This window comes from Actinoplanes sp. NPDC049265 (assembly GCF_043197135.1).
GTDB lineage: Bacteria > Actinomycetota > Actinomycetes > Mycobacteriales > Micromonosporaceae > Actinoplanes.
Genome location: NZ_JBICSP010000001.1, coordinates 1,002,271 through 1,015,284 on the forward strand (window position 1 = coordinate 1,002,271; position 13,014 = coordinate 1,015,284).

Here is a 13,014-nt window from a genome sequence, read left to right on the forward strand (position 1 = left end):
CGATATGCGACGTCGATGGATGGCTCTGCTGGCGGCCGCGGCGATGACCGCGGCCGCGACGACGGTGATGGCGTACACCCCCGCCTCGGCCGCCGTTACCTGTACCGCCCCGGCGTGGGCCGAGGGCAACACCTACACCGCCGGTTCCCAGGTGACCTACCAGAGCCGTCAATACCAGGCGCTCGTCACGCACACCGCTTATCCGGGCACCGGCTGGAACCCGGCCGCCACCCCGACCCTGTGGCGCGACCTGGGCGCCTGCACACCGGGGCCGAGTGACCCGCCGCCCAGCGACCCACCTCCGAGCGACCCGCCACCCAGCGACCCGCCACCCGGCGGTGACTGCGGCCAGAAGCCCCGGCCGGCCGGCAAGGTGCTGCAGGGGTACTGGGAGAACTGGGACGGCGCGGCCAACGGCGTGCACCCCGGCCTGGGCTGGATCCCGATCACCGACACGCGGCTGGGCCAGCACGGCTACAACGTGATCAACGCGGCCTTCCCGGTGATCCGCTCGGACGGCACGGCCCTGTGGCAGGACGGCATGGACGCCGGCGTCAAGGTCGCCACCCCGGCCGAGATGTGCGCGGCCAAGGCCTCGGGCAAGACGCTGCTGCTGTCGATCGGCGGCGCCACCGCGGGCATCGACCTGAACTCGAGCACCGTCGCCGACCGGTTCGTCAACACCATCGTGCCGATCCTGCAGACCTACCACTTCGACGGCATCGACATCGATATCGAGACCGGCCTCACCGGCAGTGGCAGCATCGGCACACTGTCGGCGTCGCAGGCCAACCTGATCCGCATCATCGACGGGGTCCTGGCCCGCATGCCGTCCGGGTTCGGCCTGACCATGGCGCCCGAGACCGCCTACGTCACCGGCGGCAGCGTCACCTACGGCTCGATCTGGGGCGCGTACCTGCCGATCATCAAGAAGTACGCCGACAACGGCCGCCTGTGGTGGCTGAACATGCAGTACTACAACGGCTCGATGTACGGCTGCTCCGGCGACTCGTACAGCGCCGGCACGGTCGACGGCTTCGTCAAACAGACCCAGTGCCTCAACGCCGGCCTGGTCATCCAGGGTGTGACGATCCGCGTCCCCTACGACAAGCAGGTCCCCGGCCTTCCCGCGCAGCCGGGTGCGGGCGGCGGATACATGTCGACGGCACTGGTCGGCCAGGCCTGGAACTCGTTCAACGGCCAGCTCAAGGGCCTGATGACCTGGTCGGCCAACTGGGACGGCTCGAAGAACTGGACCTTCGGCAACAACGTCAAAACCTTGCAGAACCGTTGACGGTACGGGCCCACCAGCGTCCCGCCCACTCGGCGAGGCCGCTGGTGGGTCCCGCCTTTGCCGCCCGTTCCGGGCGGAGCTGCCGGGTCTTTCGACCACCGCCGGAGCCCATCACCGGAGTCCACCGTGCCCGTGATCCCGAAACCGTTGCACTGCCGGGCAACCGGCGCTGCGCCCTTCGTCCTCGACACCACCGCCCGGGTCGTCGCCGGCGACGAACACCTGCGCGGCCCGGCCGAGCTGCTGGCCGACCGGCTCCACGCCCCGGTCGGCGCCACCGAGCGGCCGGGCGACATCCGGCTCCGCCTGGGCGACCCGGACACCGGCGCGACGACCGGCTTCGCGCGGCGCGAGGCCTACCGGCTGTCGGTGACCTCCGACGCGGTGACGATCGTCGGTGCGACCGCCGCCGGCGTCTTCCGCGGCACCCAGACCCTGCTGCAGCTGCTGCCCGGGCCGATCGCCGCCACCGAGATCACCGACCATCCCCGCCTGGCCGAACGCGGCCTGATGCTCGACCCGGCCCGCAGCTTCCTGACCGTCGCCGACGTCGAGCGCGTCATCGACGGCCTGGTCATGGTCAAGGCCAACCGCCTGCACCTGCACCTCACCGACGACCAGAGCTGGCGCCTGGAGATCCGCTCGTGGCCCCGGCTGGCCGAGCACAGCCGCGCCGGGGCGGTCGCCGGATGCCCCTCCGGCGTCTACTCCCAGGCCGACTACGCCGAGATCGTCCGCTACGCCGCCGACCGCTACATCACCGTGGTCCCCGAGATCGACGTGCCGGGCCACACCACGGCAGCCGTCTCCGCGTACCCCCGTCTCGGTCTCGGCCAACGGCCCGTGCCCCTGATGACCTCGGACGGCGTCGGCACGGTGTCCCTCGACGTCGGCAGCGACCTGACCTACACCTTCCTCGACGATGTCGTCCGCGAGGTGGCCGAGCTGACCCCCGGCCCGTACCTGCACCTGGGCGGCGACGAGGTGACCGGCCTGAGCGACGAGCAGTACACGACGTTCCTGCACCGCGCCCGGCGGATCGTCACCGCGTACGGCAAAACCATGATCGCCTGGACTCCCGCCCCGCGCACCGGGCTCGACCCGTCCGTCGTCCACCACTACTGGGCCGACCGGGCCGGCGACATGAGCCCGGCCTGGTTCGCCGGCGACCGCCCGGTGATCCTGTCGCCCACCTTGCACGCCTACCTCGACTACGGCTTCGCCCCCGGCGAGAGCATCGGCATCAAGTACACCGACCGCACCTGCCGGGCCGCCTACGACTGGGATCCGGCCGCCGTCCGCGACGAGACCACCGGTTGCGACCTGACCACCGGCTACGGCCTGACCGAGGCGCAGACCCAGGGCATCGAGGCCGCCGTCTGGGGCGAGACCATGCGCCGCGGCCGGCCCGACGTGGAACGTGCCATCTGGCCCCGCCTGGCCGGCCTGATGGAAAAGGCGTGGAGCCCGCCGGCCACCTTCGACGACCACGCCCGCCGCCTGGCCCGGTTCGGTACCCAGCTGCGGGCCGCGGGCATCACCTTCTGGCCGGACCCGGAAATCCCGTGGACCGGCCCGGCCGGACGTGGCATTTGATCAATTTTTGATGCGACGATCGGTGTCGTGCTGTTCAGTCTGAGTGGCGGTATCAAACCTGTCTCGGCGCTGTCCGGAACGGTGGCCAGAAAGATCAGATCGCGCGTACGGAAGGAACACGTCCGGGGCACCGCGGCGGCATTGAGCGCCGACCGGGTCGCCGTTTCCCTGATCGAGGATCTGACCCCCGGCAATGGGCGCGACCTTCTGCATTACGTCTCGTCACCGGACTTCGATCAGATCTGTTTCGAGTATTCCCTGCACCGCCGGTTGAACCGGAGCGCCACGCATGGGGACACCGATGAGATCAGGTCGAGCGTCCGCCACCAGATCGTCGAGGGCCTGCGGCACTTCACCGGGCTGGATGGGTATCAGCGCACGGCGACCGCCGATCTGCTGCTGCGCGACATCGTCACCGCCGCCGAGGAAGTGGTCCCGGCGCTGCGTACCCTCCCGGACGAGACCGAGGTCGCCGCCGCGGCCCAGGCCGTCGCCGTGGGCGTCCGGAACGGGAAGATGCTGGGGGAGATCTCCAGCCTCGGCCAGGTCCACGAGTTCAGCGTCCGGATGCGCGCGCAGGTGCGCAACGTGCTCAACGCGATGCCGTTGCCGCACGTCCGGGGAGCGCGCAACGTTCCCTACTCCGACCTCTGGGTGGCACCGGAGTGCCGCGAGCTGGCCAGCGCCGGCCAGCACCCGGACGAGCCGAGCACCGCCCGCCCCTTCTTCGACGGCCGGCACGTGCTGCTGGGCGCGCCCGGTGCCGGCAAGTCGACAATGGCCCGGAAGGTGGCGTACGACATCGCCCGGGCCGAGGACGAACACTCCGGGCTGGTCCCCTTCCTCGTGGTGCTGCGGAACTTCGCCGACAAGCTGACCAGCGTCGGGAACACCATCGAGGACTTCATCGCGATGCAGTGCGCCGAACCGTACGGACTCCGGCCGCCGGACCACGCGATCAGATATCTGCTGCAGAACGGCCGTGCCGTGGTCATTCTCGACGGACTGGACGAGCTCACCCGGGTGACCATGAGGCGACGCGTCGCCGAGCTCATCGAGGGTTTCGCCTTCAACTACCCGGGCGCCAGCATCCTCGTCACCTCACGCAAGGTCGGCTACGAGTACGCACCCCTCTCCACCGCCATGTTCAGCCGCTGGGAACTGTCGTCGTTCGACGACGAGCGGGTGCGGACGTACGCCGGCAAATGGTTCACCCTCGACGCGTCGAGCGGCCGGAGTCCCGAGGAGGGCCACAGCGCCGACCGCTGTGCCGGATTTCTGCGCGAGAGCGAGCCCATCCGCGACGTCCGCAGCAATCCGTTGATGTTGTCGCTGCTGTGCGGCCTCTACGTGGCCGAGCACTTCATTCCGTCCAATCGCGCGGACGTGTACCGGCGCTGCGCCGAATTGATGTTCGCCCAGTGGGACACGATGCGCGAAATCGTTGACCACGAGCAGAGCGTGCTGGCCGCGCGAACCGCGTTGCAGTACGCCGCATGGACCATCTTCCGGGAGACCACGGACGGCCAGATCGGCCGGGCCGCCCTGTTCGCGCACCTGCGAAGGCATTTCGGGGAACGGGCCGACGAGGACATCGCGTACAGCAAGGCGGAGAAGTTCCTCGAGGTCTGCGCGGGTCGCAGCTGGGTGCTGGCCGAGGTCGGCTCGACCACCTCGGAACCGATCTATGCCTTCGTACACCGCAGCTTTCTCGAGTATTTCGCCGCGGAATACGTTTCGGTGCGCTGCCCGACGGTCGCCGATCTGCTCGGTGAGATCGGCGACCGCATCCATTCCGGGGAGTGGCCCGAGGTCACTCATCTGGCCGTCCAGCTGCACGTGCTGGCCAAGTACGGCGCCGACGACTTCGCCCGCCTCCTGTTGAGGGACGACACCCCACCGGCCCAGCGGGTGAACGCGCTGACCTTCGTCAGCCGCATGCTGTCGTACACCGGTTTCCAGCCCGCGCTCCTGCGATCGGTGGTGCGCCGGGCCACGGCGATGTGCCTCGACAGCCAGGAGGGGCCGGCCCACTCGACGCAGGCGCTGGAGGCCCATCCGGTACGCGCGATCCTCTGTGAATCGTCGCCGGAGAACCTGGAGATGGTCCGCCGCGCCCTCCTCGAAGCCCTGGAACAGGAACAGAAGCACCGCCCGTCCGAGGTCCTGATCTTCGCGGCCGAGTTGGACGTGCTCACCGGCGAGTCGTCGCGCAGCCGGCGGTTCTTCTGGAAGCGGTTCGCCGACGGGGTGCTGGCCGCCCTTCCCCGGTTCGACGTGGCGGCCCCGGACCGGTCCCGGCGTACCCTGCTGACCTGGCAGGCTCAGCGCGACCTCGGCGCCGTACGCGAACTGCTCGAGTCGGGCGGGGTCGAGGACCTGTACTCGTCCATCCGGCTCCGGGCCGCGGCTCACCCGTCACCGTCGGTCGGCCTTCTCGGCCGCGACGGCTGGTCCCCGCCCGAGGAGCCCGACGCCGAGGCCGTGGCCGACCTGCTGACCGGCGCGCCGTTGCCCTGGCTCGACCTGATCCCGCCGGCGTCCTTCGCCCGGGCGTCGAGCGCTCTGGTCCGCGACACCCCCGCCCCGGCGAGCCCGGCCGAGCTGGCGGTGAAGACCTTGCTGAGCCTGCCGTACCTGGAATGGGTGGTCATCTCCGAACGGCGCTCCGTCCTGCGGATCGAGACCACGGCGTCACTGCTCCAACACGAGCTCGTCCGGGCCCGCCGCCACGGCCTCCGGCGCGCCGCCGTCCTGGCGGATCTGGCCCGGCGCGGCGGCTCGGATCGTTTCCTGGCCTTCCTGGAGGAGTGGCTGGCCGGCAAGATCTCCACCGTGGCGGCCCAGCCCGAACGGCACCATCGATGATCAGATGGTGACGGCGGTCCGCCCGGACGGCGATCGCGCGCCGTCCCACGGCCTCAATCCGGACCGTCACACCGCCGGCGCGCTGTGATCCGCATCCGGTTCCGGTTCCTGGCCGAGCCGCTCCGGCACGTCACCGCCGGCTAGAGCCGTACGCTTGTCCCGTGATCACGACGGTGGCGGTCATCGGCGCCGGGCAGTCCGGCCTGTCGGCCGCGTACCACCTGCGGCGGCGGGGCGTGGACTTCGTGGTGTTCGACGCCGAGGACGGACCGGGTGGGGCCTGGCAGCACCGGTGGGAGTCGCTGCGGATGGCCACCGTGAACGGGATCTTCGACCTGCCGGGCTTTCCCAAGCCGCCGCTCGACCCGGCCGAGCCCAGCCGGACGGCGGTGCCGCACTACTTCGCGGAGTTCGAGCGGGTCACCGGGCTGACGGTCCTGCGGCCGGTGCGGGTCAGCGCGGTCCGCCGGGCCGACGACGATCCGGCCGGCGAGCTGATCGTCGAGACCAGTGCCGGGACGTGGCGGGTCCGGGCGGTGATCAACGCCACCGGCACCTGGACCAACCCGGTCCGGCCGCACTACCCGGGTCAGGCGACGTTCGCGGGCGTGCAGCTGCACACCAGCGAGTACGTGTCGGCCGAGCGGTTCGCCGGGATGCGGGTCGCCGTGGTCGGGGGCGGCATCTCGGCGATCCAGCAGCTCGAGGAGATCTCCCGGGTGGCCAGGACGTTCTGGTACACGCGGCGCGAGCCGGTCTTCCGGGACGGCGCCTTCGAGCCGGAGGTCACCGGCCGCGAGGTGATCGCCAAGGTGACCGCCGACGTCGAGGCGGGCCGGCCGAGCGGCAGCATCGTCTCGTACACCGGCCTGCTCTGGACGCCGTACGCGCTGGCGGCCAAGGAGCGCGGCGCACTGGAACGGCGCCCGATGTTCACCGCGATCGAACCCTATGGGGTACGCGAGGCCGACGGCACCTTCACCTCGGTCAACGCGATCCTCTGGGCCACCGGCTTCCGGGCCGCCCTGACCCATCTCGACCCGCTGGGCCTGCGCAACGAGCTGGGCGGCATCCGGCTGACCGGCACCCAGGTGGTGGCCGAGCCGCGCGTCCACCTGATCGGCTTCGGCCCGTCGCAGTCCACGGTCGGCGCCAACCGCGCGGGCCGCGAGGCGGTCGGCGCCATCGTCAAACGCCTCCGTGCCGGCTAAGGCGTGTTCGCTGATCCGACCAGGGCCGCGGCGTGGCCCGGAGCGCGCCTGACGGCGTCCGGGAAGCGCCGACGTACAACACCGGTATGACGGCGTTTCCCGGCCGACGCCGGCCACACTCTGGACCTCGCCTCGCACTTGGCCGGATTAGCGAACACGCCCTAGATTCGGATGGGACCGGGGGAGGAACGCGATGGACGTCAGGGACGCAACGGTGGGCATCGGGTCGGCCGAGGAACTGCGGGAGTTGCTGGGTCCGCCGCATGAGCGGGCCGCGACCAAGGACCGGTACGCCCTGGACGAGCAGCACCGGCAGTGGCTGGCCGCGTCGCCGTTCTGCGTGATCTCGACCTCGGCCGCCGACGGCACCTGCGACGCGTCGCCCAAGGGCGACCCGCCCGGCTTCACGCTGGTGCTGGACGACACCACGATCGCGATCCCGGAACGGCCGGGCAACCGGCGGGCCGACGGATACCTCAACGTGCTCGGCAACCCGCACGTCGGCCTGCTCTACGTGATTCCCGGCCGCCCGGAGACGCTGCGGATCAACGGCCGGGCCCGGTTGATCCGGGACGCGCCCTACTTCGACCGGATGGTGGTCCGCGACCACCGGCCGATCCTGGCCCTCGAGGTGAGCGTCGAGCAGATCTACTTCCACTGCCCGAAGGCGTTCCTGCGCTCCGGGCTGTGGAAGCCGGACACCTGGCCGGACCGGGACGCGAGTGCCGACGAGATCGAGAACCACTACGGCCCGATTCTCTACCAGATCGTCTGACCGCCGCGGCCGGCATCGTGCGAATCCAGGTCAGCTGACCGCCGCGGCCGGCATCGCGCGAACCCTGGTCAGCTGACCGCCGCGCCCGGCATCGTGCGAATCCAGGTCAGCTGACCGCCGCGGCCGGCATCGCGCGAACCCTGGTCAGCTGACCGCCGCGGCCGGCATCGCGCGAATCCAGGTCAGCTCACCGCGGCGGGCCGGCATCGCGCCGACCCGGGTCGTCTGGCCGCCGCGGGCGGGCCGGGCCGGCATCGCGAACCCGGGTCATCTGCCCGCCGCCGCGGCCCGGTGGATCAGCCAGGACGACATCGCGCGGACGCCGTGGCCGATGGCCCGCTCGTCGGGATCGAAGGCGGGGTTGTGCGGGGCGGCCGACTCCACCGGCCGGCCCGGTGTCCGGACGCCGAGCCAGGTGAAGGTGCCGGGCATCCGGTTGAGGAACAGTGCGAAGTCCTCACCGTTGAACGGTACGGCGGCGTACGCGGTACGGACCCGCTCGCCCGCCCGTCGGAGGTGCCGGCGCAGCGCCAGGCCGTCGCGTTCGGGGACGACCATGGCCGGGAACGGGTCGTCGGGGAACTCGGCGCCGGCCGCACCCCACGACCGCGCGATCCGGTCGACGGACTGCCGGATCTCGGCGTGTCGTTCCGCCGGCCAGCACCGGTAGAACACTCGCACCTGGCCGCCCTCGGCGCTCGCGGCCATGAAGACGGACCGGGCCAGCGGGCTGCCGGGGGTCAGGAGGGCGGTGACGAGCCGGTCGTAGTCCTCGGTCGTGCGGGGCGGGGCGACGGTGCCGAGCTGGTTGATCTCGGCGGCCAGCCCCTGGGCCCGGGCCGCCGCGTCGGCGCCGGTCAGCGTGACGCGGCCACGGTCGAGGCCGGGCAGGCCGAACCCGGGGTTGACGACGAACTCGCCGACCGGGAACGGCCCGCAGTGCAGGGCGTGGATCTCGACCGGCCGGATCCGGTCGAGCAGCCCGCCGGCGAGCATCGCGGCCGCCCCGGACAGTGCCTCCTCGGCCGGCTGGAACACGAACGCGACGGTGCCGGCGAGCCGGTCACGGTGGCGGGCCAGGGTCTCGGCCACGCCGACGCCGACCGTGGTGTGGATGTCGTGGCCGCACAGGTGAGCGACCATCTCACCGCCGCCCTGGTCGCTCGGCGGCACCGCGTCCAGGTCGGCGCGGTAGGCGACCGTCCGGCCGTGGCGCGCGCCGGTGAGGACACCGACCACGCCGTAGCCCCCGACGCCAGTGGTGACGGCCAGACCGGCGTGCCGCAGCCGCGCCGCGACGACCGCGGCGGTCCGCCGTTCCTGGCCGGCCGGCTCGGGATGGGCGTGCAGGTCGCGCCGCAGGGCGATCAGGTCGTCGAGCGGACGGGGCAGGCGTGGCGCGGGAAGGGCACCGGCGAAACTCGCGGCAGCGCCGGCGAGCACGGTGCGACGGCTGACGTTCGGCATGATCTCTCCCCCGGAGAACGAGCGCGACAGGTCCGCCTGAGCGTGTCACCCCCGGCCCCGGCGGGGGAGTGCGGTCAGCACGCCGGTCCACAGTGGTGCAGACCCTACCCCCGCAGCAGGTCGTCGAAGGAGGTGGTCAGCAGGAACGGATCGGTGACGACGGCCGGATCGCGACGGTCCATCTCGGCTGCCAGCTCACCCGCGGCCTGGTCGATGCGGGTCCGCAGGGAGCTGTCGTTGCCCCAGTCCTCGGTGGCGGCGAAGACTCCGGTCGGCACCGGCACCGCCCGCAGGTGGGCGAACAGCGGCCGGAGCGCGTGGTCGACGGCCAGCGAGTGCCGGATGCTGCCCCCGGTCGCGGCCAGCAGCACCGGTTTGCCGTCCACGGCGCCCTTCCCGATCAGGTCGGCGAAGGACTTGAAGAGGCCGCTGTACGAGGCCTGGAAGATCGGCGTCACCAGGATCAGCCCGTCGGCGGCGGCCACCGCGTCCAGCACCGTCTGGAGTTTCGCCGGCGCGAAGCCGGTCAGCAGGTGGTCGGTGATCTCGTGGGCCACCTCACGCAGCTCCACGACTGTCGTCTCCACCTCGAGCCGGCCGGCCGTGGCGGTGGCCAGCCGGTCGGCCAGCATCCGGGTCGACGACGGCGTTCGCAGGCCGGCCGAGATCACCACGAGTTTCCTCATGCCGGCACCGCCGCCGTCCGCAGCGACTCGTGCGTCGGCGCCTCGGGGACGTGGGCCGGTTTGAGCGACGCGAACTCCCTGCGCAGCACGGGTAGGACCTCCTCACCGAGCAGATCCAGCTGCTCCAGCACGGTCTTCAGCGGCAGGCCGGCGTGGTCGATCAGGAACAGCTGCCGCTGGTAGTCGCCGACGTATTCGCGGAAGCCCAGCGTACGGTCGATGACCTGTTGCGGGCTGCCGACCGTGAGCGGCGTCTCCCGGCTGAAGTCCTCCAGCGACGGGCCGTTGCCGTAGACCGGCGCCTTGTCGAAGTACGGCCGGAACTCGTTGACCGCGTCCTGGCTGTTCGGGCGGATGAAGACTTGCCCGCCGAGCCCGACGATGGCCTGGTCGGGGTCGCCGTGGCCGTAGTGGGCGAACCGCTCGCGGTACAGGCCGACCATGCGCTGGGTGTGCGAGGGCGGCCAGAAGATGTGGTTGGCGAAGTAGCCGTCGCCGTAGTACGCGGCCTGCTCGGCGATCTCGGGTGAGCGGATCGAGCCGTGCCAGACGAACGGGGGGATTCCGTCCAGCGGGCGGGGGGTCGAGGTGAAGGACTGCAGGGGGGTACGGAACTTGCCCGACCAGTCGACCGTCCGCTCGCGCCACAGCCGGTGCAGCAGCGCGTAATTCTCGATGGCGAGCGGAATGCCGGTCCTGATGTCCTGGCCGAACCAGGGGTAGACCGGACCGGTGTTGCCGCGGCCCATCATCAGGTCGACCCGCCCGCCGGACAGGTGCTGGAGCATCGCGTAGTCCTCGGCGATCTTCACCGGGTCGTTCGTGGTGATCAGCGTGGTGGCCGTGCTGAGCAGCAGCTTCTCGGTCTTGGCGGCGATCCAGCCGAGCATCGTGGTCGGCGACGACGGTACGAAGGGCTCGTTGTGGTGCTCGCCGGTGGCGAACACGTCCAGGCCGACCTCCTCCGCCTTCACCGCGATGGTGGTCATGGCCTGGATGCGCTCGTGCTCGGTCGGCGTCCGGCCGGTGGTGGGGTCGGGTGTGACGTCACCTACGGTGAAGATGCCGAACTGCATGACGTGTCTCCTTAAGTCTTTGACACGTCAAGCATCTCATGGGCCACGCGTATTCCTAAGGGGCGGCGACCAGTGCTCCCAGGGCACTCGCCTGGGTACGCCAGTCACGCGCGTTGCCGTCCCCGCCCGTCCAGCGCTGACCCAGCCGGTTCAGGGAATCCCGGTCGCTGCTCCAGATCCGGTTGGCCTGCGTCGTCGCGTACCCGCGGTAGGTGGCGTCGCCGGCGACCGCGGCCAGATCGCCCAGGTAGCGCATGAAGATGCCCTTGAACTGCTTCTGGTTGTCGTCACAGGACTGGCCGGCGGCGTCACAGGACTCGGTCAGGATGCCGCCCTTGGTCAGCACGGTGCCGTTGACCGCGGCGTCGGCCAGGCGCCGCCCGGTGTCGAGCACCGACGCGTCGCCGGTGGCCCGGTAGATCTCGGCCGCCGCGCCGATCGCCAGCCCCTGGTTGTAGGTCCACACGGTCTGGCCGTTGTTCCCGCAGGCGCTGGTGAGACCGTCGTTGACCAGGCCGGACGAGTTGATCAGGCCACTGCGGGTGAACCAGGACCAGCCGGTCGTGGCCCGGTTGAGCCAGGTCGTGTCGCCGGGCAGCCGGTTGTGCAGGGACGCGGTCAGCCGCAGGTAGAGGCCGATGGTCACGGCGTTCTTGTAGGTGTGCTCGCGGTTCCACCAGATGCCGCCGCCGCAGGTCGACGTGTCGTAGTGCGACTGCAGGTAGTTGCCGATGATCACGGCCTCGTCGAGGTACTTGCGGTTGCCGGTCAGGTCGTACGCCTGCACCCAGGCCAGTCCCCACCAGCCCGCGTCGTCGATCGCCCGGCTGATGAAGTGCCCCTCGATCGGGTCCGACGACTTCACGCCGGCCGGGAAGACGCCCTTGTTGACCTCGAAGGTCTGGTCGACGGCCCAGCGGTAGTCGGTGCGGCCGGTCCTGCGCATCCAGTCCATCAGGGTGGTGACCGTCGCCGCCGTGTTCCACCAGCTCGACGGCCACCACGCGGTGTCCGGTCGGTACGCCCACATCAGCGCGTCGGCCGCGGCGGCGGCCCGGTCGCGTTCCGGGCGGGCCCACTGGGTGCAGCTGCCGTTGCTGCCCGACACCGCCCGGCCGCACGCGCGGACCGCGGCGCCGTAGAGGTAGGACTTCGGGTCACGGGTGGCGAACAGGGCGGTGGCCGTACCCGTCGAACCCGCCGGCGTGCTCACCCGCCCCAGCGACGACCCGCCCGGCCAGCTCGCTCCTTCGTCCCAGGAGCGGTCAAGCCAGATCTCGTCGCCCTGGGCGCCGCCGGTGATGGTGCCCCAGGCCATGCCGCGGTCGTCGACGTGCAGCGCGATCGTCCGTCCGGAGAGGCCGGCCGAGGGGACCGGCTGGCGGTCGCCCTGCGGCCCGGTGTCGCGGTCGCAGGCGGCGTCACAGGCGCGGACCCTGAACCAGTCGGTGCACTGGATGCCGCCGGCGTCGCCGCAGGCCCGGACCAGGCCGCGGCGGTGGCCGGCCGGGTCGGCCAGGTTGTACATCAGTGTCCGGGTGCCGGTCCACGAGCCGGGGACGCCGGCCTTGCCGAGCAGGCCGTCCCAGGTCGGCCCGCCGTCCCAGCTGCGGTCCAGCCAGACCGAGTCGCCCGCGGTGCCGTTGTCGATGCTGCCCCAGGCCATCGCGTCGGCCTCGGAGAGGTGCAGCGAGATCCGTCGCCCATTCTGGATCTTGTCGGGTACGGGAAAAGTGTCCTGCCGCGCCTGCGACGGATCACGGGTGTCGCAGTAGACCGAACAGACCGTGGCGGCGTTGACAACGTTGTCGGCAGGCGGCGCCGACGGGCTGGGATTGAGGACGAGGGTCACGGCGGTGACGACAGCGGCGATGCCCATGCATGACATAGTGACGTCCATCAATGTCTGGCGGCAAGGGCTGAGCGGCCACGGTTCAGTGGTGGGGCCCGGGGGGGGGCGGGGCCCCGCGCCCCCCCCGGGGCCCCCCCCGGGCGCGGGGGGCCCCCCCCCCCCCCCCGCCCCGGGGGGGCCCGCCGCGGC

Annotated in this window: 9 protein-coding genes; 5 read left to right on the forward strand and 4 right to left on the reverse strand. The window is 71.3% G+C overall.

What is annotated here, in order from left to right:
• Positions 1–4: 4 nt before the first annotated feature.
• The 5 genes from ACGFIO_RS04865 (at position 5) to ACGFIO_RS04885 (ending at position 7,744) form a co-directional block, all read left to right on the forward strand.
• Positions 5–1,294 (forward strand): carbohydrate-binding protein, encoded by a 1,290-nt coding sequence (locus ACGFIO_RS04865; RefSeq protein WP_392822094.1) that lies wholly within the window; start codon positions 5–7, stop codon positions 1,292–1,294.
• Between the two features lie 126 nt (positions 1,295–1,420).
• Positions 1,421–2,890 carry a beta-N-acetylhexosaminidase gene (locus tag ACGFIO_RS04870; protein WP_392822096.1) on the forward strand — a complete coding sequence of 490 codons (1,470 nt, stop codon included), beginning with the start codon at positions 1,421–1,423 and terminating at the stop codon, positions 2,888–2,890.
• 27 nt (positions 2,891–2,917) lie between these two features.
• Positions 2,918–5,758 (forward strand): NACHT domain-containing protein, encoded by a 2,841-nt coding sequence (locus ACGFIO_RS04875; protein WP_392822099.1) that lies wholly within the window; start codon positions 2,918–2,920, stop codon positions 5,756–5,758.
• A gap of 161 nt (positions 5,759–5,919) precedes the next feature.
• Positions 5,920–6,969: an FAD-dependent oxidoreductase gene (locus ACGFIO_RS04880; RefSeq protein WP_392822101.1), complete on the forward strand. Its 1,050-nt coding sequence runs from the start codon at positions 5,920–5,922 to the stop codon at positions 6,967–6,969.
• 193 nt (positions 6,970–7,162) lie between these two features.
• A complete protein-coding gene (locus tag ACGFIO_RS04885) occupies positions 7,163–7,744 on the forward strand; it encodes a pyridoxamine 5'-phosphate oxidase family protein (protein ID WP_392822102.1) in 582 nt (193 codons plus the stop codon).
• A gap of 267 nt (positions 7,745–8,011) precedes the next feature.
• Here the strand turns inward: ACGFIO_RS04885 and ACGFIO_RS04890 are convergent, their stop codons facing one another.
• The 4 genes from ACGFIO_RS04890 to ACGFIO_RS04905 form a co-directional block, all read right to left on the reverse strand.
• The gene (locus tag ACGFIO_RS04890; RefSeq protein WP_392822104.1) at positions 8,012–9,211 is read right to left on the reverse strand and encodes a M20 family metallopeptidase; all 1,200 of its coding nucleotides are present in this window, start codon (positions 9,209–9,211) and stop codon (positions 8,012–8,014) included.
• 104 nt (positions 9,212–9,315) lie between these two features.
• A complete protein-coding gene (locus ACGFIO_RS04895; RefSeq protein WP_392822106.1) occupies positions 9,316–9,897 on the reverse strand; it encodes an FMN reductase in 582 nt (193 codons plus the stop codon).
• Positions 9,894–10,973 carry an LLM class flavin-dependent oxidoreductase gene (locus tag ACGFIO_RS04900; RefSeq protein ID WP_392822108.1) on the reverse strand — a complete coding sequence of 360 codons (1,080 nt, stop codon included), beginning with the start codon at positions 10,971–10,973 and terminating at the stop codon, positions 9,894–9,896. The genes ACGFIO_RS04895 and ACGFIO_RS04900 overlap by 4 nt, the downstream gene beginning before the upstream one ends.
• Positions 10,974–11,028: 55 nt before the next feature.
• A complete protein-coding gene (locus ACGFIO_RS04905; protein ID WP_392822109.1) occupies positions 11,029–12,852 on the reverse strand; it encodes a glycoside hydrolase family 76 protein in 1,824 nt (607 codons plus the stop codon).
• Positions 12,853–13,014: the final 162 nt, after the last annotated feature.